At 72.6% G+C, this 25,107-nt stretch carries 18 protein-coding genes, 1 other RNA gene and 1 pseudogene; 12 read left to right on the top strand and 8 right to left on the bottom strand.

Annotation, left to right across the window (positions count from 1 at the left end; translation table 11 throughout):
- Positions 1-2: 2 nt before the first annotated feature.
- Positions 3-1,517: a bifunctional RNase H/acid phosphatase gene (locus ACFSL4_RS17345; RefSeq protein WP_381083499.1), complete on the top strand. Its 1,515-nt coding sequence runs from the start codon at positions 3-5 to the stop codon at positions 1,515-1,517.
- 204 nt (positions 1,518-1,721) lie between these two features.
- On the opposite strand, the gene yaaA is transcribed toward ACFSL4_RS17345, so the two are convergent.
- Complete coding sequence (yaaA, locus tag ACFSL4_RS17340) at positions 1,722-2,522, bottom strand: peroxide stress protein YaaA (protein WP_381083497.1); 801 nt, start codon at positions 2,520-2,522, stop codon at positions 1,722-1,724.
- A gap of 89 nt (positions 2,523-2,611) precedes the next feature.
- Between yaaA and ACFSL4_RS17335 the strand changes: the two genes are divergently transcribed.
- The 3 genes from ACFSL4_RS17335 (at position 2,612) to rnpB (ending at position 5,473) form a co-directional block, all read left to right on the top strand.
- A complete protein-coding gene (locus ACFSL4_RS17335; RefSeq protein ID WP_381083495.1) occupies positions 2,612-4,051 on the top strand; it encodes an RNB domain-containing ribonuclease in 1,440 nt (479 codons plus the stop codon).
- Between the two features lie 363 nt (positions 4,052-4,414).
- Positions 4,415-4,984, top strand: coding sequence for a Uma2 family endonuclease (locus ACFSL4_RS17330; protein ID WP_381083615.1), 570 nt, complete (start codon positions 4,415-4,417; stop codon positions 4,982-4,984).
- 70 nt (positions 4,985-5,054) lie between these two features.
- Positions 5,055-5,473: RNase P RNA component class A (gene rnpB / locus ACFSL4_RS17325), an RNA gene on the top strand.
- 351 nt (positions 5,474-5,824) lie between these two features.
- Here rnpB and ACFSL4_RS17320 read toward each other — a convergent pair.
- Together ACFSL4_RS17320 and ACFSL4_RS17315 are read right to left on the bottom strand one after the other, a co-directional pair.
- Positions 5,825-8,521 carry a cation-transporting P-type ATPase gene (locus tag ACFSL4_RS17320; protein WP_381083493.1) on the bottom strand — a complete coding sequence of 899 codons (2,697 nt, stop codon included), beginning with the start codon at positions 8,519-8,521 and terminating at the stop codon, positions 5,825-5,827.
- Between the two features lie 25 nt (positions 8,522-8,546).
- Entirely contained in the window at positions 8,547-9,434 is an 888-nt protein-coding gene (locus tag ACFSL4_RS17315; protein WP_381083491.1) for a universal stress protein, read from the bottom strand.
- Between the two features lie 476 nt (positions 9,435-9,910).
- Here ACFSL4_RS17315 and ACFSL4_RS17310 point away from each other — a divergent pair, with 476 nt between their 5' ends.
- Together ACFSL4_RS17310 and ACFSL4_RS17305 are read left to right on the top strand one after the other, a co-directional pair.
- The gene (locus ACFSL4_RS17310) at positions 9,911-11,413 is read left to right on the top strand and encodes a SulP family inorganic anion transporter (protein ID WP_381083489.1); all 1,503 of its coding nucleotides are present in this window, start codon (positions 9,911-9,913) and stop codon (positions 11,411-11,413) included.
- A 32-nt stretch (positions 11,414-11,445) separates the two neighbouring features.
- Entirely contained in the window at positions 11,446-11,577 is a 132-nt protein-coding gene (locus ACFSL4_RS17305; RefSeq protein WP_381083621.1) for a hypothetical protein, read from the top strand.
- 114 nt (positions 11,578-11,691) lie between these two features.
- Here ACFSL4_RS17305 and ACFSL4_RS17300 read toward each other — a convergent pair.
- Positions 11,692-12,024: pseudogene (locus tag ACFSL4_RS17300) on the bottom strand (class I SAM-dependent methyltransferase); the annotation flags it as partial.
- A gap of 165 nt (positions 12,025-12,189) precedes the next feature.
- Here ACFSL4_RS17300 and ACFSL4_RS17295 point away from each other — a divergent pair.
- The gene (locus tag ACFSL4_RS17295) at positions 12,190-12,909 is read left to right on the top strand and encodes a CDP-alcohol phosphatidyltransferase family protein (RefSeq protein WP_381083487.1); all 720 of its coding nucleotides are present in this window, start codon (positions 12,190-12,192) and stop codon (positions 12,907-12,909) included.
- Here ACFSL4_RS17295 and ACFSL4_RS17290 read toward each other — a convergent pair.
- Entirely contained in the window at positions 12,869-13,348 is a 480-nt protein-coding gene (locus ACFSL4_RS17290) for an FAD synthase family protein (RefSeq protein ID WP_381083485.1), read from the bottom strand. The two genes, ACFSL4_RS17295 and ACFSL4_RS17290, sit on opposite strands and share 41 nt — an antisense overlap.
- Before the next feature lie 360 nt (positions 13,349-13,708).
- On the opposite strand from ACFSL4_RS17290, the gene ACFSL4_RS17285 reads away from it, so the two are divergent.
- The 3 genes from ACFSL4_RS17285 to ACFSL4_RS17275 are packed head-to-tail and all read left to right on the top strand — an operon-like array spanning position 13,709 to position 17,905.
- Positions 13,709-14,917, top strand: a complete 1,209-nt coding sequence (locus ACFSL4_RS17285) for a glycosyltransferase (RefSeq protein WP_381083613.1) — start codon at positions 13,709-13,711, stop codon at positions 14,915-14,917.
- Entirely contained in the window at positions 14,910-16,604 is a 1,695-nt protein-coding gene (locus ACFSL4_RS17280; protein ID WP_381083483.1) for a lipopolysaccharide biosynthesis protein, read from the top strand. The genes ACFSL4_RS17285 and ACFSL4_RS17280 overlap by 8 nt, the downstream gene beginning before the upstream one ends.
- On the top strand, positions 16,601-17,905 hold the full coding sequence (locus ACFSL4_RS17275) for an MATE family efflux transporter (protein WP_381083482.1): 1,305 nt from the start codon (positions 16,601-16,603) through the stop codon (positions 17,903-17,905). Before ACFSL4_RS17280 ends, ACFSL4_RS17275 begins: the two co-directional genes overlap by 4 nt.
- Before the next feature lie 30 nt (positions 17,906-17,935).
- Here ACFSL4_RS17275 and ACFSL4_RS17270 read toward each other — a convergent pair whose 3' ends face one another.
- Entirely contained in the window at positions 17,936-19,444 is a 1,509-nt protein-coding gene (locus ACFSL4_RS17270; protein ID WP_381083480.1) for a hypothetical protein, read from the bottom strand.
- 412 nt (positions 19,445-19,856) lie between these two features.
- Here ACFSL4_RS17270 and ACFSL4_RS17265 point away from each other — a divergent pair, with 412 nt between their 5' ends.
- Positions 19,857-20,396 (top strand): LbetaH domain-containing protein, encoded by a 540-nt coding sequence (locus ACFSL4_RS17265; RefSeq protein ID WP_381083478.1) that lies wholly within the window; start codon positions 19,857-19,859, stop codon positions 20,394-20,396.
- A complete protein-coding gene (locus tag ACFSL4_RS17260; RefSeq protein ID WP_381083476.1) occupies positions 20,393-21,520 on the top strand; it encodes a glycosyltransferase in 1,128 nt (375 codons plus the stop codon). The genes ACFSL4_RS17265 and ACFSL4_RS17260 overlap by 4 nt, the downstream gene beginning before the upstream one ends.
- Here the strand turns inward: ACFSL4_RS17260 and ACFSL4_RS17255 are convergent.
- Both ACFSL4_RS17255 and ACFSL4_RS17250 read right to left on the bottom strand, forming a co-directional pair.
- Positions 21,499-22,200: a hypothetical protein gene (locus ACFSL4_RS17255; protein ID WP_381083474.1), complete on the bottom strand. Its 702-nt coding sequence runs from the start codon at positions 22,198-22,200 to the stop codon at positions 21,499-21,501. The two genes, ACFSL4_RS17260 and ACFSL4_RS17255, sit on opposite strands and share 22 nt — an antisense overlap.
- A gap of 126 nt (positions 22,201-22,326) precedes the next feature.
- Complete coding sequence (locus tag ACFSL4_RS17250; protein WP_381083472.1) at positions 22,327-25,050, bottom strand: CBM96 family carbohydrate-binding protein; 2,724 nt, start codon at positions 25,048-25,050, stop codon at positions 22,327-22,329.
- Positions 25,051-25,107 lie beyond the last annotated feature (57 nt).

The raw sequence follows: 25,107 nt of genomic DNA, 5'->3' as shown, positions 1-25,107 counted from the left end.
GCGTGCGGGAGTTCATCGTCGAGGCCGACGGCGGGTCCCGGGGCAACCCGGGGCCCGCGGGCTACGGCTGTGTGGTGCGGGACGCTGCCACGGGCGAACCGCTGGTGGAGCGCGCCGAGTTCATCGGCGTCGCCACGAACAACGTCGCCGAGTACCGCGGACTGCTGGCCGGGTTGCGCGCGGCCCACGAGCTGGACCCCACCGGGCGGGTGCACGTCCGCATGGACTCCAAGCTGGTCGTGGAGCAGATGTCGGGCCGCTGGAAGATCAAGCACCCGGACATGAAACCGCTGGCGATGCGGGCCGCCGCCGTCTTCCCCGCCGCACGGGTCACCTACGAGTGGATCCCGCGCGAGCACAACAAGCACGCGGACCGGCTGGCCAACGAGGCGATGGACGCGGGGAGCCGGGGTGAGCGGTGGAGTGCCTCCCGGCCCGCCGGGGAGCCGGGCACCCGGGTCGTGACGGTCCCCGAGCCGTCCGGCCCACCGGGCGATGCGCGCGCCGGGGCCGCACGTGCGCGGGCGGCTCTGGCGGTGGCCGGCGGTCCGGTGCCGGTGGGGGCGGGCGAGGGAGCGGTGACCGCCGGGGTGGCCGCCGCGGGGCCGGGTACGCCGGGCGGGGCGGGTACCCCGGATGGGCCGCGTACGCCGGGTGAGGCGGGTACCCCGGATGGGCCGCGTACGCCGGGTGAGGTGGTGCCCGGACCGGCGGCCGGGACGCAGGGCGCCGCGCGTGCCGGGGCGGCTCTTGCGGGGACCGGCGGTGCGGGTTCCGTTCGCCCGGGCGCGGTTGCCCCCGTGGGGAGTGCCCCGGTGGAGCGTGCCCCCGTGGAGCGTGCCCGTGCCGACGTCCGGGCCGCCCGTCATGTCGCCTCCGTCCCGCCCGACCTCGGCGCCCCGACCACCTTCGTCCTGCTGCGGCACGGTGAGACCCCCCTCACCCCGCTCAAGCGGTTTTCCGGCAGCGACGGCGGCGACCCGGCCCTGTCCGACACCGGTCGGCGCCAGGCCGAACGCGTCGCCGCCGCGCTCGCCGTGCGCGGCACCGTCCAGGCTGTCGTCTCCTCGCCCCTCAGCCGCTGCCGCGAGACCGCCGGGATCGTCGCCGCCCGACTGGGGCTGGCGGTGAGCGTCGAGGACGGGCTGCGCGAGACCGGTTTCGGAGCCTGGGAGGGCCTGACGTTCGCCGAGGTCCGCGCGCGCTACCCGGACGACATGGACGCCTGGCTGGCCGACCCGGAGGCGGCGCCCACCGGCGGCGGCGAGAGCTTCGCGGCCGTCGCCCGCCGGGTCTCCGCCGCGCGGGACGACCTCATCGCCGCCCACGCGGGCCGCACGGTTCTGCTCGTCTCCCACGTGACACCCATCAAGACCCTCGTCCGCCTGGCCCTCGGCGCACCCCAGGAGGCCCTGTTCCGCATGGAGCTGTCCGCGGCGTCCCTGACGGCCGTGGCGTACTACGCGGACGGCAACGCCAGCCTCCGCCTTCTCAACGACACGTCCCACCTGCGCTGAGTCAACGGTCGACGGCGCAGTGCCGCCGCCTCCCGAGCCGGCCCCTCGCTCCGGGCCCAGTCCCGCGCCGCGATCGCGTCCCGCGGGACCATCCAGGTCCCGCACGCCCAGCCGGCGTCGGGCAGTGCCGGGTACAGCCCGCCGCCACCGGCGCCCGCGCCAGGGGCACGGCGTCGGCGGCGTCCGCCACGACGTCCACCGGGCTCAGTGGATCTCCGGCACCACCACGTCCAGCGACCACGCCCTCCCCGCCCTGGCCGGTGCCTCCGCCTCCACCGTGTGACCCAGGTCCCGCAGCGCCACCACCAGTTCCGCCGGGTCCTTCGGCGCGGCCCCCGCGGCCAGCAGAGCGCGCACGATCCGCCCCTTCGTCGCCTTGTTGAAGTGGCTGACCACCGACCGCTTCTCCACCCCGTCCACGACCCGGGAGTGCAGCACCCGCACGGTGGCCGTCCGCCCCGCCAGCTCACCCTTCGGCTTCCACGCGGCCGCGTACGCGGAGGAGCGCAGGTCCAGCACCAGGCCGTCACCGGCCGCCTCGGGCAGGACGGCGGCCATCGGCGCACGCCAGTACGCGCCCAGCGCCCCGAGGCCCGGCAGCTTCACGCCCATCGAGCAGCGGTAGGAGGGAATGCGGTCCGTCACACGGACCGCGCCCCACAGTCCCGAGAACACCAGCAGGCAACCGGCCGCGCGACGCTTGGCCGCCGTGTCCAGCGAGGCCAGGCCGAGGGCGTCGTACAGCACGCCCGTGTAGATCTCCCCGGCGGGCCGCGCCCCCGCCGTCCGCAGCCCGGCGTTCTTGGCGACCTCACCGCGCAGGCCCTCGCTGAGCCCCAGCACCTCGCGCGCCTTCTCCTCGTCGCCGCCGCACAATGCGACCAGTTCGTCGAGGACGGCCTCCCGCGCGGCGGTCAGCACCGGCAACGACAGCGACTCCAGCCTCAGCGGGGCACCCCGACCGGAGGGCGCCTTGCCTTCGGAGGGCGGCAGCAGGACAAGCACACGTACTCCTTCAGTAGAGCTCCGCGCCAGCGTACGGCCCCGGTGGGCGTCGGGATGCCGCCCCACCGGCCCCGCCCTAGGCTCGAACCATGCCCCGCCGTCCCATCCGCGTCGTCGGCGCCCCCGAGGGCCCGCTGCGGGACGCGCTGCGCGGGCAGCGCGCCGGACTCGGGGTACCCGGGGACTTCCCCGCCGAGGTACTCGCCGAGGCCGAGCGGGTCACCAGGGAGCCGCGCCTGCCCGCCGCCGACGCCACCGACGTTCCCTTCTTCACGCTCGGCCGGTCCGCCTCCGCCGGCCGCGGCCACGCCCTGCACCTGGCACGGCGCACGGGCGGTTTCCGCGTCCGGTACGCCGTCGCCGACCTCGCCGCCTTCGTCCCGCCCGGCGGCGCCCTGGACTCCGAGGCCCACCGCCGGGTCACCACCCTGCGCTTCCCGGACGGCGGGATCCCGCTGCACCCGGCCCCGATCGCCGAGGACGCCGCGAGCCTGCTGCCGGGCGCGACACGCCCCGCCGTGCTGTGGACCCTCGACCTCGACGCGGACGGCCGCACCGTCGCCACCGACATCCGCCGCGCCCTCGTACGCAGCCGCGCGGCACTCGGCCACCACGGCGTGCAGAAGGAGATCGAGGGCGGCACCGCCGAGGAACCCGTCGCCCTCCTGAAGGACATCGGCCGGCTGCGCGAGGCACTGGAGGCGGAGCGGGGCGGCATCTCCCTCACCGTGCCCGAACTGGACATCCTGGAGCACGACCACACATACCAACTGGCCTACCGCGCCCCGCTCCCCGTCCAGGGATGGAGCGAACAGCTCTCCCTCCTCACCGGCATGGCCGCGGCGGCGCTCATGCTCGCCCACGGCACCGGAACGCTGTGGACGCTCCCGGCCGCTCCGGACGGTGCGATCGGCCGGCTGCGCCGCAGCGCGCACGCCCTGCGCATCGACTGGCCCCGCCACGCCTCCTACGCACGCCTCATCCGCTCCCTGGACCCGCATCGGCCCCCTCACGCGGCCTTCCTCCAGGAGTGCACGACCCTGCTGCGCGGCGCCGGCTGCACGGTCTTCCGCGAGGGCGTGCTGCCGCCCATCACCACCCATGCCGCGGTCGCCGCGCCCTACGCCCACTGCACGGAGCCGCTGCACCGCCTCGCCGACCGCTACGCCTCGGAGATCTGCCTCGCGGCCGTCGCGAACAGGGCCCCGCCCGACTGGGTCCTCGGGGCGCTCGACGCGCTCCCCGGGGAGACGGCCGGGGGAGGCCACCGGGCCGACGCGGTCGAAAACGCGTGCCTGGACACCGTCGCGGCCGCCCTGCTCCAGGACCGCGTCGGCGAGGTCTTCGACGGCTGCGTGGTGGACGTACAGGAGGACGATCCCACCCTCGGCACCGTCCAGGTGGAATGGCCCCCGGTGGCCGCCCCCGTCGAGAGCGGCACGGCCCCGCTGCCGCTGGGGGAACGACTGCGGGTCCGGCTCACCCGGGCCGCTCCGGCAGCGGCGGCGATCCGGTTCACGCCCGCGTGATCGCCGGACGAGACGGTCGGCGCCGCCGACGTGGCAGGAGACCACCCGGACCGCCCGCAGAGGTCCGCGCCCCGGCGGGGGAGGTTCAACTCGCAGTCCGTGCGTCCGTGCCTCCGTGCGTCCGTGCGGGGGTGCCCAGTCGCGCGGGGCCGGGGCGGGGGCGTGCCGCAGTCCGTAGTCACGAAGAGGGGCACCGCCCGCTCCGTGGCGACAGGGTCGAGCGACCGGCTCGCCGCGCGCATCCCTGACGGCGGGCGTGACCGTGTGCCACGATCGAGAGAACGGTTCCCGACCTCACGGACAGGTGATCTTCCGATGTCCCAGTCTGGCGAGCGACAGAAGGAGGGGCGTGACATGACTGCCATGGCCCATGAGCCGCTCACGCAGGAAGAGGTCCTGCTGGAGGGCTTTCTCGCCCTGGACACACCGGAGGGTTTCCGGGCAGAACTGATCGAGGGGGAGATCGTTGTGACACCGCCGCCGGACGGGGACCACGAGGACTGCATCGGCCTGATCGTGAGCCAAGTGATCAGGCGGGCCCGGACCGACATGCAGTTCTCCGGGAACAAGGGCCTGAAACTGGACAGCGGGGGCGCCTGCCCGAAGAACCACGTGATCCCCGACGGCACCTTCGCCTCAGCGGAACTGCGGCTCTACCGGGGCGCCGGCCCCTGGATGCCCTGCGACGGCGTCGCCATGGTCCTGGAGGTGACGTCCACCAGGCCCGGCACCGACCGCGAGGCCAAGCGCCGGTGCTACGCCCGCGGAGGCATCCCCCTGTACCTGCTCGTCGACCGCGACGACGCCTCGGTCACGCTGTTCAGCGCCCCGGAGCGCGAAGACTACCGCCAGCACTGCACACTCCCCTTCGGTAAACCGCTCACCCTTCCGGAGCCGTTCGCCTTCGAACTGGACACGGCGGACTTCCTCTGACGCAGCCGGGATGGCCCGGCCGCCGCACCGAGCGTCACCCCACGCCCGGTACCATGGTCGACACGGCAGACGAGCCGGGCGGGCGGCCGCGTGGAGGTCCTGGTGGATCTCCCCGAGGAACGTCCGGGCTCCACAGGGCAGGGTGATGGCTAACGGCCACCCGGGGTGACCCGCGGGACAGTGCCACAGAAAACAGACCGCCGGGGACCTCGGTCCTCGGTAAGGGTGAAACGGCGGTGTAAGAGACCACCAGTGCCCAGGGTGACCTGGGCAGCTAGGTAAACCCCACCCGGAGCAAGGTCAAAAGGGAGTCACTTCTCCAGGATATGGAGAAGTGACTCCTGCGCGGACGTTCGAGGGCTGCCCGCCCGAGTCCGCGGGTAGACCGCACGAGGCCGGCGGCAACGCCGGTCCTAGATGGATGGCCGTCGCCGGAGGGCCCGCGAGGACCCCCCGGAACAGAACCCGGCGTACAGCCCGACTCGTCTGCCGCTCCTATTTTCGCAGGTCAGATGTCGTGTTACTGGCTAGACAAACCCTCGGGGTCGAATCCGGGGCGAATTTGGGTCGCGGGTATCGTCGTTTCTGTCTGCCACCCTGCGCACCGGCGCCCGCGGGACGCCGTTCCATCTCGCCGGGGCCTTCCCCTCCGGCCGCCCGGTGGCCGCGTGGGCGTGCTCGTCGTCCCAGGACCGACGCATGCCCATCTGCTCGGAGAGCACATGGCGGTTGACCACCCGCTTCTCCGGTGCGCGCGGCGGCCGCGGCCGCCCGCCGCGCCGCAGCGCGCAACTGCCGTGGGCCCCGTGTCCGGTACGGCACGGAGCGCGGCTCGGAGCCCTACATCGCCTGGTGGCGCAGGTGCTTTTCGGCGGCGACGACGAGCGCGGCCAAAACGGCGATACCGAGGACGCGCAGCCACGCCTGGCCGGTGATCGGAGCCGTGTGGAAGAGACGGTTCATGGCCGGCACGTAGGTCAGGGCGAGCTGGCCGGCCGCCTGGGTCAGGACGCCGCCGATGATCCACCGGTTGGAAAGCAGGCCGATGCGCCACACGGCGCGGGTCAGGGAGCGGCAACTGAACAGGTAGAGCAGTTCGACGGCGACGAACAGGTTCACCGCCGCAGTGCGTGCTTCGGCCAGTTCTGCGCCGGTATCGCGTTCCCAGGCGAACAGCCACCAGGAGCCGGCCACGAGCAGGACGGAGACCAGCAGGATCCGGCTGACGAGGGCACCGGTGAGCAGCGGCCGGGCCGGGTCGCGTGGCGGACGCTGCATGATGCCGGCTTCTTTGGGCTCGAAGGCGAGCATCAGGCCGAGCGCGACAGCGGTGGTCATGTTGATCCACAGGATCTGGGTGGGCAGGACCGGCAGGGTGGTGCCGAGCAGGACGGCCATCAGAATGACGAGCCCTTCGCCCATGTTGGTGGGCAGGGTCCACACGATGAACTTGGTGAGGTTGTCGAAGACGCCGCGGCCTTCTTCGACGGCGGCCTCGATGGTGGTGAAGTCGTCGTCGGTGAGGACCATGTCGGAGGCGTCCTTGGCCACCTCGGTGCCACCGCGCCCCATGGCGATGCCGATGTCGGCCCGGCGCAGGGCCGGGGCGTCGTTGACGCCGTCACCGGTCATCGCCACCACCTGCCCGCGGTCCTGCAGAGCCTCGACCAGCCGGAGCTTCTGCTCGGGGGAGACCCGGGCGAAGACGCGTGCTCGGCCGACCGCTTCCGGGTAGGCGTGGGCGGGCAGCGCCGTCAGGTCGGCCCCGGTGAGCAGGTCCCCACGCCCGCCCTCTACCGGCCCGGGCAGCAGCCCGAGCCGACCGGCGACGGCGCGGGCGGTGGCCGCGTGGTCCCCAGTGATCATCTTGACGGTGATACCGGCGGTGTGGCAGGCGGTGACCGCGCCGGCCGCGGCCGGCCGCGGCGGGTCCAGCATGGCCTGCAACTCGGTCAGCACCAAGGAGCCGTGCAGGTCTCGCTCGGCGAAACGGTCCGGGTCCGCGGACAGCAGTACCGCGGTGGCCAGGACCCGCAGCCCCCGGGCGGCCAGATCCTCGGCAGCGTCCAGGACGGCCGCCCGGTCCAGCGCAACGGCGCTGCCGTCGGCGCTCATCTGAGCACAGCACAGGTCGACGACCCGTTCGACGGCACCCTTGACGAGCACCATGTGATCGCCGCTGTCACGGTCGCTGTGGAGGGTGGCCATGTACTGCCGCTCGGAGCTGAAGGGGATCGTGCCGACCCGGGGATACCGCTCGCCCATCTCGTCGGTGGTGAGGCCGCCCTTGCCGGCCACGACGAGCATCGCCCCTTCGGTCGGGTCCCCCACCACCTCCCACCGCCCGTTCCTCTCGGTCAGCGCGGCGTCGTTGCAGCCCGCCCCGGCCAGCAGACACCACGACAACGCTCGGCTCGTCTCGGCCGTGACCGCCCTCCCCTCATGGTCCTGCACGGTACCGGCAGGGGCGTAGCCGGAGCCGGTCACCGTGAAGGCCGCCTCGGGCGTGCACACCGTCTGGACCGTCATCTGGTTCTCGGTCAGGGTGCCGGTCTTGTCCGAGCAGATCACCGTGGTGCTGCCGAGGGTCTCCACCGCGGGCAGTCGGCGGATCACCGCACGGCGCCTGGCCATCCGGCCCACCCCGATGGCCAGCGTGATGGTGACCGCGGCCGGGAGTCCTTCGGGGATCGCACCCACCGCCAGGGCCACCGCGGCGGTGAACGTCTGGGCCGCCCCCTGCCCGCGCATCAGACCGATCGCGAAGGTGAGCGCCGCCAGGGCAAGGATCACCACGGTCAGGGCCTTGCTGAACGCGGCGAGCTTCGCGGTCAGCGGCGTGGCCAGCGCCTGCGCGGCTCCCACCAGGCGATGGATTTCCCCCAGCTCGGTCTCCGCGCCGGTCGCCACCGCGACGCCGACTCCCCGTCCCGCCGTCACCAGAGTGCCGGAGTGGATCATGTTCCGCCGGTCGGCCACCGGTGTGTTCGCGTGCAGCACCACCTCGTCCTTGGCCACCGGAGCGGACTCCCCGGTCAGCGCCGACTCGTCCACCCGTAGGTCCACCACCTGCATCAGCCGCACATCGGCCGGCACCTTGTCACCGGCTTCCACCACCACCAGATCGCCCGGTGCGAGATTCTCCGAAGGCACCGCCTGCTCATATCCGTCGCGTATCACGCGGGCCGTGGTGCGCACCATCGACCGCAGGCTCTCCAGCGCCGCCTCGGCCTTCGACTCCTGCACGAAACCGACCAGCGCGTTGACCGACACAACAGCAAAAATCACGGCGGAATCCACGTACTCGCCCATGGACGCGGTGATCGCACCGGCAGCGAGGAGGACGTAGATCAGCGGATGGTGGAACTGGCCCAGAACGCGCCACAGCAGCCCGCCACCTGTGGCGGCGGGCAGCACATTGGGCCCGAACCGCCCCAGACGCCGTGCCGCCTCTGCGGACTCCAGGCCGCGCTCGGCATCGGTGCCCAGCAGCAGTACCACCTCATGGGCGGCCAGCCCGTGATGGGCATCGCGCACGGGGCGCACTGGTACCCCGGCCGCGTCAGCGGACCCCACCGGAACCCCGCACGACCGCGACCGGGCAGTGCGCGTGATGCAGGACAGCCTGGCTGACCGACCCCAGCAGCAGCCCGGCGAACCCACCCCGCCCGCGGGCGCCGACCACCAGCAGCTGTGCCGAGCGGCTCGCCTCGATCAACGCCTCCCGCGTCCGGCCGTGCACCACCTGGTGCTCCACCGCCACCTCCGGGTACCGCTCCTGATGGCCGGCGAGCGCCTCGGACAACAGCCGGCCCTCCTCCCCGGCCAGCGCGCCCGGCGGGTTCGCGTACGGCGCGGAGGCATCCTGCGGCGTCGGCAGCGGCGCATTCCACGTCGTCCAGGCGTGCAGGGCCACCAGCGGGGCTCTGCGCAGCGCGGCCTCGGCGAAGGCGAACTCCACCGCCCGCTCGCCCGCGGCCGAACCGTCCACACCCAGCACGATCGGCCCCTCGGCCGTCGGCCGCTCGTGCACCACGAGCACCGGACACCGTCCATGCGCCGCCAGATGCACCGCCGTCGACCCCACCAGCAGCCCGACGAACCCGCTCATCCCCCGGGATCCGACCACCACCAGCTCCGCCGCACGCGACTGTGCCTCCAGGACCGTCAAGGGCTCACCCGTCACCACGGCGTGGGAGACATCCACCTCGGGTGCCACCTCCCGTGCCCGCTCCACCCCCTCGGCCACCAGACCTTCGACCATGTTGCGGATCCCACCCTCCGGCAGCCCCAGCGGGGACGGCCCCGGCGGCACATGCATCGCCGGCCAGATGAACGCGTGCACCACCCTCAGCCCGGCATCGTGCAGCCGTGCCTCCCGTGCCGCTGCCTCCACCGCGGCAAGGCTCGACGCCGAACCGTCCACACCGACAACCACCACACCGCCCATGACGCCTCCCGAACCCGGACACGCTGGCCTGCTCCGTCCTCCTCCAGGCTCGCCCCGCCGACATGGCGCTGCCATGGGACCTTCAGGACCGTCGCCAGGGCCATCCGGGGCACGACTGCCGCCGGTACCGTCTCCCGGGGCTGGGCGGCTTCGGCGCGTCGGCGGTGGCCGACGCACGTTCGCGGCGAGGCCGGCGCAGGCCACGCCAGGGTAGAGTCTCTGCGTGTTCACCGCCGCCGTCGAGAGGACGGCGACAGCGAACCGCCATGGCGCGGGCCCGACCAGGCCCCGATGGCGTCCGAAGACTTCCGGGCCATGATGCCCGACCGGCAGCCGGACAGCTGCCGTGCAGATCGGCTGGGCCCCGCTGACGTGGCCGGGCCGCCGAGGGACTCCGCTCCTTCACGTGTGCGGAGTCGGTACGACGCGGACGCGTACCCCGCCGGTGACGCGTGCCCCTGAACAGAAACGGTTGCATGTCCTCACTGCTGCCCGCAGCACCCCGGTTCCGCCCGTCCAGGCCCGACTGGCTCGACTCCCCGAAGGTCCTGCGCACCGAGGTGCTGGCCGGCCTGGTCGTCGCCCTGGCCCTGATCCCGGAGGCCATCTCCTTCTCGATCATCGCCGGGGTCGACCCGAGGGTCGGCCTGTTCGCCTCCTTCACCATGGCCGTCGTCATCTCGATCGTCGGCGGCCGCAAGGCCATGATCTCCGCAGCGACCGGCGCGGTCGCCCTGGTCATCGCGCCCCTCAACCACAAGTACGGCCTCGCCTATCTGGTCGCGGCCGTCATCCTCGCCGGCGCCTTCCAGGTCGTCCTGGGCGCGCTGGGTGTGGCCAAGCTCATGCGGTTCGTGCCGCGCAGCGTGATGGTCGGCTTCGTCAACGCCCTCGCCATCATGATCTTCATGGCGCAGGTGCCCGAGATGACCGACGTGCCCTGGCCCGTCTACTCGCTGATCGCCGCCGGTCTGGCGCTGATGGTGTTCTTCCCGAAGGTCACCAAGGTGATCCCGGCCCCGCTGGTCTCCATCGTCATCCTGACCGTGGTCACCGTCGCGGCCGGCATCGCCGTCCCGACCGTCGGCGAGAAGGGCAAGCTGCCCTCCTCGCTGCCCGTGCCGGGCCTGCCGGACGTCCCCTTCACCCTGCACACGCTGACCGTCATCGCCCCGTACGCGCTCGCCATGGCACTGGTGGGACTGATGGAGTCGATGATGACGGCCAAACTGGTCGACGACATCACCGACACCCACTCCAACAAGACCCGTGAGGCGATCGGCCAGGGCGTCGCCAACATCGTCACCGGCTTCTTCGGCGGCATGGGCGGCTGCGCGATGATCGGCCAGACGATGATCAACGTGAAGGTGTCCGGCGCCCGCACCCGGCTGTCCACCTTCCTGGCGGGCTCCTTCCTGATGGTCCTGTGTGTGGTCTTCGGCCCGGTCGTCTCCGACATCCCCATGGCCGCCCTCGTCGCCGTCATGATCATGGTGTCGGCGGGCACGTTCGACTGGCACTCCATCGCCCCGAAGACCCTCAAGCGCATGCCGCTGGGAGAGACGGTCGTCATGGTCGTCACGGTGATCGTCGTGGTCGCCACCGGCAACCTCGCCATCGGCGTCGTCATCGGCTCCATCACCGCGATGGTCGTCTTCGCCAAGCGCGTGGCCCATCTGGCCAACGTCACCTCGGTCACCGACCCGGACGGCACCCAGGTCGTCTACTCGGTCACCGGCGAGCTGTTCTTCGCCTCCTCCAACGACCTGGTCCACCAGTTCGACTACAAGGACGATCCCGACGACGTCGTCATCGACCTCTCCGGCACCCACATCTGGGACGCGTCCTCGGTCGCCGCCCTGGACGCGATCGAGACCAAGTACGCCCAGCGCGGCAAGAAGGTCACCATCACCGGCCTGAACGAGCCCAGCGCCGACATGCACGAGCGCCTCGCCGGACAGCTGACCGGCGGGCACTGACCGGCAAGTCCCACAGGGTGGGCGGCTCCTCCGTGCCGCCTACCCTCGCCGATGCTCTCGCCGCCTTCCAGAACGGCGCTCTCGCGCAGAAGGCATTCGGCACCGCGGTGGTCGAGCACTGCACCCGTCGGCTGCTCGACGGGCTCGGCCCGCTCAGCGTGTGAGCCGGAGTCGCCAGAGGTCCAGGTAGCAGGATCGGAAGCCGGCCTCCGAGTACGCCAGGTAGAACTCCCAGAGACGGGGAAGTCCGGAGCGAAGCCGAAGGAGGCGGTGTCGTCGCGGGCGAGGAAGCGCGAGCGCCACAGAGCGAGGGTCCGCGCGTAGTGGTCGCCCATCCGGTGGCGCCCGCTGATGCGGAGCGTGGTCGGGCCGAGGGCTTCCTCCACGGCGCGGAGCGAGGGGATCTGCCCTCCGGGGAAGACTGGGCCACCGCGGTCACCCGGCTCGCTCTGCACAGCCTTCCAGCCGCAGAGGTGGCGGCGTCGGTCCGCCTCGTCCTGTCCGGTTGGGACCCCCGCCAGACCGGCACCGGGTCGAACGCGACATGGCCACCCTCCTGATCGCGGTGCTCCACCACGCAGCCCCGGGGCCGACGGCGGCACCGGCGACATCATGGACGAGCAGGGTCCCCCAGCCCGGCCCTGCCCCGCACCCGCCGCCGCGACGACGCTCGTAGTCTTCGGTCCGTTACCCAAACGTTCGCCATCGCGCGTCGTCACCTGTGATGATGTGGTTCAGGGGAGCGACCGGTGAAGTCATGAGGTCCGGGGGGATCGATGAGCAGTACGGCGTCAGCGCTGATACGGCTGAAGTCCGCGCAGAAGAGCGCGAAGGGTGTATCGCTCTACTCGCGGTTCGTGAACCGGCCCGCAGGCCGGTATCTCGCCGCCGGAGCGTACCGGCTCGGACTGACGCCCAATCAAGTGACCATGGTCAGCGCGTGTTTCAGCTTCGCGGCCGTCGTGGTGGCGGCACTCGCCGCACCCACCTGGGCCGTGGGCCTCGTGGTGTGGCTCGGGCTCGCGGTCGGTTTCGCCTTCGACTCCGCCGACGGGCAGCTCGCCCGGCTGCGCGGCGGCGGCAGCGCGGTGGGCGAATGGCTCGACCACGTGGTCGACTGCGCCAAGCTCACCGCACTGCACACCGCTGTGCTGATCTCCTTCTACCGCCACCCCGCTCACTTCGGGACTGCGGCCGACGGCTGGCTGCTGGTGCCGCTCGGATTCCAACTCGCCGCCGTCGTCACGTTCTTCGGCGGACTGCTCACCGAGCAACTCAAGCCCAAGGCGGCCCCGGGCGACAGCGGTGCGCCTTCCGCAGTGCGCGCGGTGGCCCTGCTCCCTGTCGACCACGGGGTGTTCTGCCTGGTGTTCCTGCTGCTCGGCGGCGGCAGCGCCTTCCGCTGGGCCTACACCGCCCTCGCCGCCGCCGCCGCGCTCTTCCTCGTCGCCTTCCTCACCAAGTGGTTCCGGGAGCTGTCCGCAGTTCGTCGGTGAACCGTGTCCCGTCGAGGGCGTCGATGGCACGTCGCAACTGGGTGCTCGACGTGTGGACGGTGTACGGGAAGTAGACGACGTCCACTCCCACGGTGGCGAAGTCCCGCTCCAGCCGATTCCCCTTCGGCGTGTCCCGCCAGTCGTCGCCCTTGAACAGCACGTCGAAGCGGACCTGCTTCCATGTTTCCAGCTTGTCCGGCACGGTCTCGACGAACGCGGCGTCCACGTACCGGATGCTGCGGACGATCTCCAGCCGCTCGACCAGCGGGATCATCGGCCGTCTGCCCTTGGCCTGTTCGGCCATCTCGTCCGAGACCACGCCAGCGACCAGGTAGTCGCACTGGGCACGAGCGTGGCGCAGGATGTTCAGGTGCCCTATGTGGAAGAGATCGTAGGCGCCCGGCGCGTAGCCCACGCGGTACGGCTTGCTCGACGGCACAGATGCCCCCCTCGTTCGGCGGTGCCCCCCAAGTGCGCACACGGAGTGCGCGGACTTCGACGATAGCGTTCATGTTCGGTGCAGGAAGGGTGAACAATCAGGGTGCGTCCTGGTTCACTGCCGAGCAGTGCGTGGGGCCGGGGGGCCCGTGAGACGCCGACACACAGGGGAGGCTGCCGAGGCGGCCGGGGGGAAAGGTTTCATCGCGTGACACAGACCCATGACGGGCGTGGCAGTCGGTACCGGAGCGGGGGCGCCCGCAGGGCGGCCTCCGTGCCGCAGCAGCGCACCGGTGAGCCGGAGGCCCACGCGGGTACCGGCGGGAAGGCGGAACCCGGCCCGCCCAGGCGCCGCTTGCTTCTGGTGTCCACCAACTACGCGCCCGAGCACACCGGTATCGGCCCATACGCCACCGGTATCGCCGAGCACTGGGCGAGCCGCGGGCACGACACCCACGTCCTCGCCGGGCTCCCGCACTACCCGTCCTGGCGCCTCGACCCCACCTACCGCCGGGTGTGGAGGGCCACCGAGCAGCGTGCCGGGGTCACCGTGCACCGTCGCCGGCACAGCGTCCCATCGCGCCAAAGCGCCCTGCGCAGGGCTCTGTTCGAAGCCACGATCCTCACTCACGGTCTCGTCGCACCACCCCGCACCGGCCGTGTCGACGCCGTGCTCGCACAACTGCCCAGCCTCGCCGGCGGAGTGCTCGGCGCCCGCATCGCCGCCCGCCACCGTGCCCCGTACGTGCCGGTCGTGCAGGACCTCATGGGTGCCGCCGCCGCGCAGTCCGGCATCCAGGGCGGCGGCCGCGCCGCCGAGCTGGCCGAGCGTGCCGAGTCCTGGGTGCTGCGGCGTGCCACCCTCGTGGGCGTCATCCATGAGACGTTCGTCGAGCGGGTGCGGGCCATGGGCGTGGATCCCGGACGCATCCGCGTGGTTCCCAACTGGTCGCACATACGGACCCCTTCGGCACCGCGTGCCGACACCCGCGAGCGCCTGGGCTGGCGGCCGGAGCAGACCGTGGTTCTGCACTCCGGCAACATGGGCCTCAAGCAGGGGCTGGAGGTGCTGGTGGAGGCGGCCCGCCGCGACCCTGCCGTCCGGATAGTGCTGATGGGCGACGGCAACCAGCGCGATCACCTCGTACGCCGCGCCGGGGGACTGCCCAACCTGGAGTTCCTGCCTCCGGCCACCGACGCGGACTTCCCCGACGTGCTGGCCGCAGCCGACGTGCTCGCCGTGACCCAGCGTGCCTCCGTCCTCGACATGAGCGTCCCCTCCAAGCTCACCTCCTATTTCGCGGCAGGCCGCCCGGTGGTCGCCTCCGTCGCCGCCGAAGGCGGCACGGCCCGCGAGGTGCTGCGCTCCGGTGCCGGAATGCTCGTGGAACCGGAGAATCCCGATCAGTTGCTCTCAGCCGTACGTAGACTCGCCGAAGACGCGGCGGCGGCTGACGAGTTGGGCGCGGCCGGGCCGCGCCATGTGGCCGCCCATCTGTCACGGGAGGCGGGGCTTGCGCGGATAGACGCGCTGATCGACGAGGTTTTGGGGGACTCGGCAGGTGGCTGACACACACGTTCCCGTCCGGGGCGAGGACGAGCCGGAGCAGTTGCGCGAGCAGTTCCGCCAGTTGCTGCGCTACCGATGGGTGATCGGCACCGGCGTCGGCGTCGGGCTGCTGGCCGGTGCCTGGCTCGGCATCACCGGCGCCGACAGCTACGCCGCCACCACCGACATCGTGTTGCGCGCACCCACCAGCGACCCCTTCGCGCCGACCCTCGCCACCGACAAGGCCGTCAACATGGGGTCCGAACGGCAGACGGCGCTCAGCCGCAAGGTCGCCGAAGGCGCCGCGAAGCGACTCGGGATGGGTGCGGACGAGATCGACCGGCTCCAGCACGGCCTCCAGGTCACCAACCCCCCGCAGACCCTCGTACTGCACTTCACGTACAGCGCCTCCGATCCGAAGGAGGCGGCGCGCCGCGCCAACGCCCTCACCCAGTCCTACATCGACCTGCGCAAGCAGCAGTGGGAGTCCGTCCGGGGGTCGATGCTCAAGAGCCTGCAGGGCCAGCTCGATCCCGTCGCCAAGCAGAACGACGAACTCTCCCAGCGGCTCAAGCAACTGCCCAACGGCTCCGCCGCGGACTCCGCCTACGCGGTGCAGGCCAACCTGCTCAACCGCATCACCGACCTCCGCGGCAAGATCACCAGTTTGAAGGCGCTCGACATGACGCCCGCCAACGTGATCCGCAACGCCACCGTCCCCACCTCGTCCGACGGGCCGGGCCTGCCGCTCTCGCTCGGCCTGGGCGGCCTGGTCGGCGTCGGCCTCGGACTGCTCGGTGCCTGGGTACGCCTGGTCTTCGATCCCGCGCCGCGTTCGGCCGGCGACGTGGTGCGTGCGGTGCGCGGTCCCGTCCTCGGCGCGCTGCCGCGCGGCTCGGCGGGAACCCTGGTGGTCGGCCGCACCGACTCCCGGGCGGCCGAGGAGTACCGCTCGATCGCCTTCCGGCTCGCCTACGACGAGAGGTTCGCCGACCGGCGCCGCCTGCTCGTCGTCGCCCCGCGCGGCTCCATTGAGTCCAGCGTGGCCGTAGCGGTCAACCTCGCCGCCTCCTTCGCGGAGACCGGCAAGAACGTGCTGCTCGTGGAGGCCGATCTGCGCACCCCGTCCCTCTCCGAACGGCTCGACGTGTCCGCCGCTTCCCGGCCCCGCTGGAGCCGCACCGGTGAGCACGCGGAGGGGGAGTGGCCCGGCCGTGGCCAACTCGTGGTCGACGCGGGCGAGTCCGGGGCCTTCGGCCTCGTCCCCGGGGAGCGGGTGCGCAACGTCCCGCGCGTGCTGACCTCCGCGGCCACCACCCGGCTGATCGCCGAGGCCGACGATCCCAACGCCACCGTCGTGGTCGTCGCCCCGCCCGTCCTCGCCTACGCCGACGCCCTCGCGCTCGTCGACCGTGTCGACGGGGTGCTCATCGTCTGCGACCCGCGCACCGTGCACCGCGCCGACCTCGTCCGTATCCGTGAGCTGATCGTCGGTGCGGGCGGCACCGTGCTGGGCGCGGTGACGCACACCGAGCCGCGCCAGGGCAGAGCGGCAACCGCCCCACGCCGCGACAAACGGCGCCGCGGGGCCGGAAGTCCGGCAGCGCGGCCCACTCCGCCCAGCCCCCGTCCCGAGCCCGAGCAGCCCCTGGACGGCGACGGCAGCACCACGATCACCCTGCGCGCCGTCCACTCGGGGGACCGGTGACCGGCTCGGGGGAACAGCCACCGGAGTCCGGCCCGCCGCGCGCGACGCGGCGTTCGACGGCCGCGTTCGCCTCCGTACTCGACCAGGCGGCTTCCAGCCTCACCAACATCGCCGTGCTGGTGATCGCCGCCCGCGTCTCCACCGTCCACGGGTTCGCCACGTTCTCGATGGTCTACCTGACCTTCACGGTACTGCTCGGGCTCAACATGGCGTACGTGGGCCAGGCCGTCGTCCTCACCCGGGGCGACACCGCGGTCACCGGGGTCGCCTGCCGCTCCGCGGTCTCCTTCACCGCGCTGGCCGCCACCGCCGTCGGCGCCCTGCTCGCGGCCGTCGGCGCGGTCGCCGCCGCCGTCACCGGCGGCTGGACCGGGCCGGGCGGCGCCTTCCTCGCCCTGGGGCTCGTCCTGCCGCCGGTGCTGGTGCAGGACGGGCTGAGGTACGCGTTCTCCACCCTCCGGCGCCCCGGCCTGGCGCTGGCCGCCGACAGCCTGCGCCTGGTGTGCGTGGTGCCCGCGCTGCTGCTGCAGTCCCGGGGTACCGCGCCGGGGCTGCTCGTGGCCGTCTGGGGACTGTCTGCCGTACCGGCGCTGCTGCTCGGCCTGCGCCTGCTGTGGCCCCACGTGCGCGACGCCCGAGCCGACCCGCGGTCCTATACGCGCCGGGGCCACCTCGGACGGCGCTTCGTGGTGGAGTTCGCCGTGGGCAACGCCTCCAGCCAGCTCGCCGTGCTGGGCCTCGGGCTGTTCGCCGCCCCGCTGGCGGTCGGGGCGCTGCGCGGAGCCACCACGCTCTTCGGCCCGCTCAACGTCCTGTTCAACTCGGTCAACGCGTTCGGGCCGCCGCTGCTGGGCCGTCTCGGCAGCCGCCGGGCCACCGCCCGCGCCGCCGCCGTGCTCGGCCTCGCGCTCTGCGCCGTCGGCCTTGCCTGGGGGCTGGTGCTCCACGCCCTGCCCGACGGCGTGGGACGCCAGCTCCTCGGCGCCACCTGGCAGTCGGCCTCCGTACTGCTGCCCGCCTCGGGCGCCCAGTACGCGGTGATGGGTCTGGGCACCTGCGCCCTGGTGACCCTGCGGGTCCTCAGCCCGCGCGCCACCCTGTCGGTGCAGGTGGTGTTCTCGCTGCTCTCGGTCGTCCTCATGCTCGGCGGATACCTGCTGAGCGGGTCGGCGCTGGGCGCCGCCTGGGGACTGGCCGCGGGTTCCGCGCTGAAGGCGGCGGCGGCGTGGATCCGCGTCGCCCGTCTGCGTGTGCAGGAACGGCCCACGGCCGCGCCCGTCCCGGCGGTCCCCACGGGCTGAGACCGGGCAGGACCGGCCGGCAGCCCTGGCTCAGCGCAGCCCGGTCGCCCGGTCCTGCCGGAACGTGGTGATCAGCGCGATGCAGCACACCGCGATCGCCACGCGCCCCGACGCCTGCAGCAGCGGCCCGCGCAGCAGGATGAAGGAGTACCCGGCGACCAGGGGCACGGTCAGCGCGATCAGGCTGCCCGGCGGGGCCCGGCGCACCGCCCGGCGCGCATAGCGGCGGTCGACCCGGGCCGCCGCGTATCCCAGGGCCACGAACCCGGCCGTCATGCCGACCGGGCCGAAGTCGATCCACAGCTCGGCCCACACCGGCGAGGAGAGATTGGTGTTGGTCGCCCCCATCCACTGGCCGACCACCACCCCGGTGTCCATCGGCTTGCCCGGCCACACCGACCGGGGCACCGCGAACAGCACCGAGCCCGCCAGCTGGCGACCGTAGGTGTGGCCGCGTCCCGACCCCACGTAGGTGATGGTGTTGGCGAACATGCCGACCTGGTCGTAGTCCTTGAGGGCCAGCGGCTCCAGGGGCGAAGTGGTCTGGATGGGACGGTAGTTGGCGTCGTCGTAGCGGAACCGGTCCGCGAACGGGAAGACGATCAGCGCCACCACCACGCCCAGGCTCAGCGCGGTCCGGTACAGCGCGGCGCTCACCGGGAAGACGGTGAACAGCAGCGAGAAGAGGACGGTGAGGAACCAGAAACGCGGGTTGGAGATCGGGTTGTTGACCACTGCGTTCAGCGCGGCCAGCGCAAGCCACACGGCGATGATCACCGCGGAGCGGCGGGCCCGCCGCGAGGTCACCAGCCACCGCGTGTACACCAGCCAGGCGATGAGGGCGGGCACGGTGCCGAAGCCGCGCACGATGGCCTGGCCCGCCTGCGAGTCCGCCTGGGACAGCCCCGCTTCCTCGACGCTGCTGATGATCTCCTGGCGGCTCGTGAAGAAGACCGCGGGGCCACCCAGTTCGACCATCAGGAGCGCCGAGCCGGCGAAGGCGACGAGTGTCAGCAGGTACAGACGGCGGCGGTGCACCAGCGCGAAACGCAGGCCGTCGTCCCGCTCCCGGCCCGGCCGCTGACGGGCCAGCAGCGAGCCGACGTCGAAGGCCACACAGCCGATCAGCACGAGCGAGACGGCTTCGGTCAGATCGCTGCGGGCCCCCACCACCGGGGCCGGCGTGCGTCCGAGCACGGCCTGGGCGAGCGGCGCCACCCCCATAGCCATGTAGACGAACAGCCAGAACGAACCGGCGAGCAGCTTCCGGCGGCTGGTGAGGATCATCGCCGACAGCCGGGTGCCCGCGTAGACCGTCAGCGCCAACTGCATCCACAACGCCGAGTCGCGCGGGCCCGTGCCCGGCTGGACCAGCACCAGCAGCGGCAGGAACACCGAGAAGCCGAGCACGAGCGGGACCGACAGCGCGCGCGAGAGCAGCGTGCGCGGTGAGAACGGCGGCAGCCCGGCGAGCGCCCGGGAACCCGGCTCCGGCGTCCTGGGCGCCGTCGTCGCGCTCAGGGTCGTGTGCTGCGTCATGGCGCCCCCGCCCCCGGAAGAGATCCCCGCCGCAGTCTACCGACGCCGCGCCTGCGGTGAACGGTCAGCCACAGAACACTGCCCGGTGCCCCACCCTTCGGGGCGGAGGCGTAGAGCATCCCGCCCGTGGTGGCCCGAAGGGCCGCGGCGGCACGGCTGAAACCGCCCGGTCCGGCAACGGAGTCGCCGGACCCACCGTCGGACGGGCGGGAACCCGGGCCCGCGGAGACGGTGCGGGACCGCCCCTCACCGGACGGAAGCGCCCGGTGAGACAGGAACCCGAGGTGGTACCGCGAAGCGGTGCGGACCGCCTTCCCCTCCCCTCGGGCAGGAGAAGGCGTCACTGGAGCGGGCCCACTAGAGTGGGCCGACGAGGCGTCCGGGGAGGCGTCGTTGGGGGGGGGATGGACCGATGCGTGATCTGCCGGCCTTCACACTGGCCGGATACGACAAGGGGCGCGGCATACTCGTCCAGGCACTCTGGTTCGCGGTGATGAACACGGTCTTCATGGCGTGGTTCACCCCGGCCCGCGTCAGGACAGCCCTGCTGCGCGCCTTCGGCGCCGAGATCGGAACCGGGGTGCTCGTCCGTCACCGGGTGCGGGTGCTGTGGCCGTGGAAGCTGACGGTCGGAGACCACACCTGGATCGGCGAGGGGGCGTGGATTCTCAACCTGGAGCCGGTCACCCTCGGCGCCCACGTGTGCGTGTCGCAGGAAGCCCTGCTGTGCACCGGCGGCCACGACCACCGCGCCGCCGACTTCCGCTACCGCAACGCTCCGATCGCAGTGGACGACGGCGCGTGGATCGCCGCCCGCGCCACCGTCCTGGCCGGGGTCAAGGTCGGCCGCTGCGCCGTCGTCGGTGCCGGGGCGGTCCTCCACAAGGACCTGCCCGAACTGACCCTGCACACGGCGGACAACCGGCGCCGGCCCGTCGAGGAGCCGGCGTGAGAGTGCTGCACGCGGTCACCCTGCACAGCACCACCCACGCCTTCGGCGGCCCGGTGCGAGTCGCCCTCAACCTCTCCCGCGGACTACGTGAACGCGGGCACGACGCCCGCCTCACCGCCCTGGCCGACGGCTTCCAGCGGCCGCTGCCCGAGGACGTGGAGGGCGTGCCCGCCCGGCTCCATCAGGCGCGCAGGGTCCTGCCGTTGGGGTTCAGCGGCCTGACCTCCCCGTCACTTCTTGCCGGCGCCCACCGCCTCGTGCGGGGGGCCGACGTGGTCCATGTGCATCTCGCCCGCGACCTGGTGACGCTGCCGGTGGCGCTCGCCGCGCTGCGTGCCGGACGGCCCCTGATCCTGCAGACGCACGGCATGGTCGACCCGAGCGAGCGGCTGTCGGCCCGGCTCCTCGACGCGGTCGCGGTGCGCCGGGTACTGCGAGGCGCCGCCGCCGTGCTGCATCTCACCGCGCACGAACTCCGCGGTCTGCACGCGGTGGTCGGCGGGGTGGGCCTGGACCGTGCCGTCCACCTGGTCAACGGCGTCCCCGCGCAGCCCGAGGGCCCCGCCCCGCAGGGGCCGCCGCGCATCCTGTACGCGGCCCGGCTGCAGGCCCGAAAGCGCCCCGTCGATCTGGTGGAGGCCGCGCCCGCGATCCTTGCCCGGCATCCGGAGGCGGCCCTCGTCGTGGCCGGGCCGGACGAGGGAGAACTGCCCGCCGTGCGGCGGCGGATCGACGAGCTGGGACTCACGGGGAAGGTGAGCTGCCCGGGGCCGCTCACCGGGACCCGCATGACCGAGGAACTGCGCCGGGCGCACGTCTATGTGCTGCCGTCGGTGGACGAGCCGTTCCCGATGTCGGTCCTGGAGGCGATGGCGGTGGGCACGCCGGTCGTGGTGACCGACTCCAACGGCCTGGCCCGCGACGTGGAGCGGTCCGGATCCGGGCGTGTGGTGACCGGCCCGGACGGTATCGCCCCGGCGGTACTCGACCTGCTGGAGCCGTCCGCGCGCCGGGCCGCGTCGGCGGCGGCCCGCAGGCTCACCGCCGAGACGTTCTCCATGGACGCCGTCCTGGGCACGCTGCTCGGCGTGTACGAGCGGGCCTACGCGGGAAGCCAGGCATAGCAGCCCGACGAGACGAACGTACGGGTCCCGGCCGGGATCTTCGCGGTCACCTTCCGCGCGCCGCCTGGTCCGGGCCCGGACGCCAGCACCGTGTCGCCCGCGCCCAGCGCCTGCCAGGTGCACCCCCCGGCCGTGGTCAGCGCCCGGTAGGTGCCCGGCTCCGGTTTCTTGTGCGTGCCGTCGGCGAAGCCGGTCGCGGCGGCGGCCAGCAGGGGTTTCAGCTTGGGGCACAGCTCGGTGATCGCGTCGTCGGCGGACGGCACGTCCCCGGCGATGAGCGCGCCGATCGCGGCGTCCTCGTCATGGGCGGCGGTGCGCTCGATGCGCTGGCAGGCTTCCTGGCCGACCTGGAGCACGGCGGCCGGATCCATGTTCTCGGGTACCCGGCCGTGCAGGTACTTCTTCTCCGCGGCGGTGAACGAGCCGGTCGCCGGGGTGAGCTTCGCGTCGGGCAGGACCGGACCCGCGGAGGGCGTCGACGGGCCCTCGGAGGCGGGATGCGCCTGATCGCCGGGCATGGCGGCGGCCTGGTCGTCGGAGATGCGCTGCGTGGGCTTCGGCTCCGTCCCGGTGCCGCCGTGCGAGCTGCAGCCGCCGAGCGCGAGGAGCGCGGTGAGAGCGACGGCGCCGCGCCCAAGAGGCCCAAGAGGCCGAAGGGGCCGGGGAGTACGAGTGTGCATGGTGGCTCCTGCGGCCCCAGCGGGCCGGGGTGTGGAGGCGGGCCCGATAAGAGGTGTGGGCCCGAACGGGCTGTGCGGGGCGCCGGTCCGTGGTCCGGCGCCCCGCACACGGGGACGCGGTGAGGGTTACGGCGCCCCGAAGGTCAGCACCAGCTGCGGGGTGTTCTCGGCGGCCGACGCCTCATGGGACCACAGCCAGAGCGAGTCCGTCCCGGTGCTCGTGAGCGCCAGGTCGTAGCTGCCGCCCAGGGCCGGGGAGAGCGCCGTGGTGTCGAGCGCCGCCGAGTAGAGCGTCGAGACGTCGGTGGCCCCGCTCAGGGTGCCGACCACGGTCTGGGACACAGCGGGCTTGGAGGCGTAGGTGGTCCCCGTCTCCGTCCAGCCTCCGGTGACGGGCCGCACGGAGATGTCGTCCGTGCTGCCCGCGCTGCTCAGCGTGGTGGTCTTCACCGCGAGCCGCGCGCTCTTGAGTACCGTCCCGGCCGGTGCCGACGGCAGATCGAAGCGCAGATACGCCTCGTACGCCGAGCTGCCGCGCACCGCCAGTGAGGAGGATGCGCCGTAGTTGGTGCCGGTGGCACCGGCGTTGACGTACGTGTCGGCTGACGCCCGGACGGTCTGCACGCTGTCGGCCGGGGCCGAGGCCAGGGTGTAGTGGCTCTGCACCTGGGAGGCGCTCAGCACCGACGGGTAGATCGCGGTTTCGTCGATCTGCCCGGCGAGGTAGTTGCTGGTGGGCCGGCTCGGCCAGCCGTTGAGGTTGTCCCCGCCGACGTGCCAGTAGCCGTTGTAGTTCTGGTTGCCCGTCTCGGCGAGCGTGCCGACCTTGGCGCCGTCCACGTACAGCACCATCCCGGAGGCGCCCTGAGTGGCGACGACGTGGTGCCAGGCGCCGTTGTTGTAGGCGGCGGGCGAGGTGATGGTGCGGGCGGTGCCCGTCCACACGCCGAAGACCAGCCGGCCGTCGTTGCGCATGTAGATGTGCTTGTCGTAGTTGCTGCTGGCTCGTGTGGTGTTGTTGCCGAAGCCGACGAGCTTGCCGCCCCGGTTGGTGGTCGTCTTGAACCAGGTCTCGATCGAGTACTGGCTCGGCACCGTGGTGCGCTTGTCGCTGTAGACCATCTGGTCGACGCCGTCGAGGCCGATGGCCGTGGACGGACCGGTCACGGCGGCCGGGGTCTGGCGCAGCGAGGGCCCGTTCACGTGGATGCCGCTCTGGTCGCCGGGTGAGGTGTCGCCGACGTAGGGAGTGGCGGACTCGTCGTAGCGCCAGTACAGGTTCGCGCCGTCGTCGAGCACCTTCGCCGGGTACTTCTGGACGGAGACCGGCACGGTCACCGTGGCCGTGGCGGACGGCGCGGAGGTGTTGCCGGCGCCGTCGGTGGCGGTCACCCGGTAGCTGTAGGTGGAGCCGGCGGTGACGTCCGTGTCGGTGAACGACAGCTGCGGGCGCGACCATTCCACGGAGTCGCCGTCGACGGTGTACACGGGCGTGGAGGCGCCGTTGCGGTAGACCTTGTACGTCAGCTTGGTGTCGTCGGTGTCGAGACTGGAGCGCCAGCGGACGTGGACCGCGGTCGGCCTCACGGACTCTGCGCCGGCCGAGGGCACCGTCGGGGCGCCGGTGTCCGGGGAGGCCGCGAAGTGCGTCAGGCCCTGGGCCGGTGAGCCGTTGACGGTGGTGAACTCGCCGCCGACCCACATGTACTTGTTGTCGGCGGTCTCGGAGACCGCCATGGCACGCGGGCCTATGCCCTCGCCCAGGCCGTCGTTGGTGTCCGGGAACCAGCCCAGCTTGTTGGTGCCGCTCGTCGGCTCCGCGAGCAGGTGGTGGCGGCGCCCGTCGGGGAACTCTCCGACGCTGGAGCAGTCGTGCGCGTGCGAGGCGCTGTAGAGCACGCCCTGGTAGGACCTGACGGCCTGGGTGGCGCCCAGACAGGTGTCGCGCCAGCGCTGGTCCAGCGTGGACAGGTCGAGCGCGATGCGACCGTCGAAGACGCCGCCGCCGGTGCCCTCGTTGCCGGTGTAGAAGCCCGTGGCATCGGTGTCGAGGGACTTGACCACCGAGTTGGTCTCGATGAACCCCGGATAGGTGCGGACGTTGGCACCGGTGGTGGCGTCGACGACGGCCAGGGCGTGCGAGGCCGCACCGTTGACGGTGAAGAAGTCACCGCCGAGGATCACGTTCTTGCCGTCGGGGGTGACCGCGACGGCCCTGCCGGGCTCGTCGACATCGGCCTGGAACGGTTTGACCGCGCCGCTGGTGGCGTCCACCGCCGCGTACCGCGCGTGCGCGCTGCCGCCGACAGAGGAGAAGTCGCCGCCCAGGTACACGGTGTCGTCGGTGACCGCGAGCGCCCGCACGGTGGCGGGGACGCTCGGGTGGAAGCCCGCCTTGGGCGTGCAGGTCGCGATGTCGATGGCGGCGAGGCTGCTCACCGGCGTTCCGTTGACCGAGCCGAAGTAACCGCCCGCGTACAGCGTCTTCTTGTCCGGCGAGACGGCGAGCGCCCGCACGGTGGCGGTTCCGCTGCCCACGGTGAACGACAGCTTGCAGGAGGTGGGATCGCCGGTCGCCGCGTCCAGCGCGACGAAGTTCACCGCGTCCTGCGCGGTGCCGCTTCCTCCCTCGGGCGGGCGCACCTGCGAGAAGGTGCCGCCCGCGAAGACCGTGCCGTGTGTCTCCGCCAGGGCCCACACGATGCCGTTGGTCTGCCAGGTCGGCAGGTCGTCGGCGGTGAAGGCGACGGGCGGGGTCAGCGCGGCGGCCGGCTGCGGCAGGGCCACCAGGCCCAGGCCCGCTGCGGTGGACAGGACGAGGACGGCGCTGAGCCCTCTGGATCTGTGCATGTACCCCCCCGGCTTCCGGGCCCGGTCGCGGGCCCTCTGCCTCGTCGAGCCCGCCGG

This window comes from Streptomyces caeni (assembly GCF_042678285.1).
Classification (GTDB): Bacteria; Actinomycetota; Actinomycetes; order Streptomycetales; family Streptomycetaceae; genus Streptomyces; species Streptomyces caeni.
The sequence above is the reverse complement of the archived record's forward strand: the minus strand, read 5'-3'. Positions and strand labels throughout refer to the sequence as shown.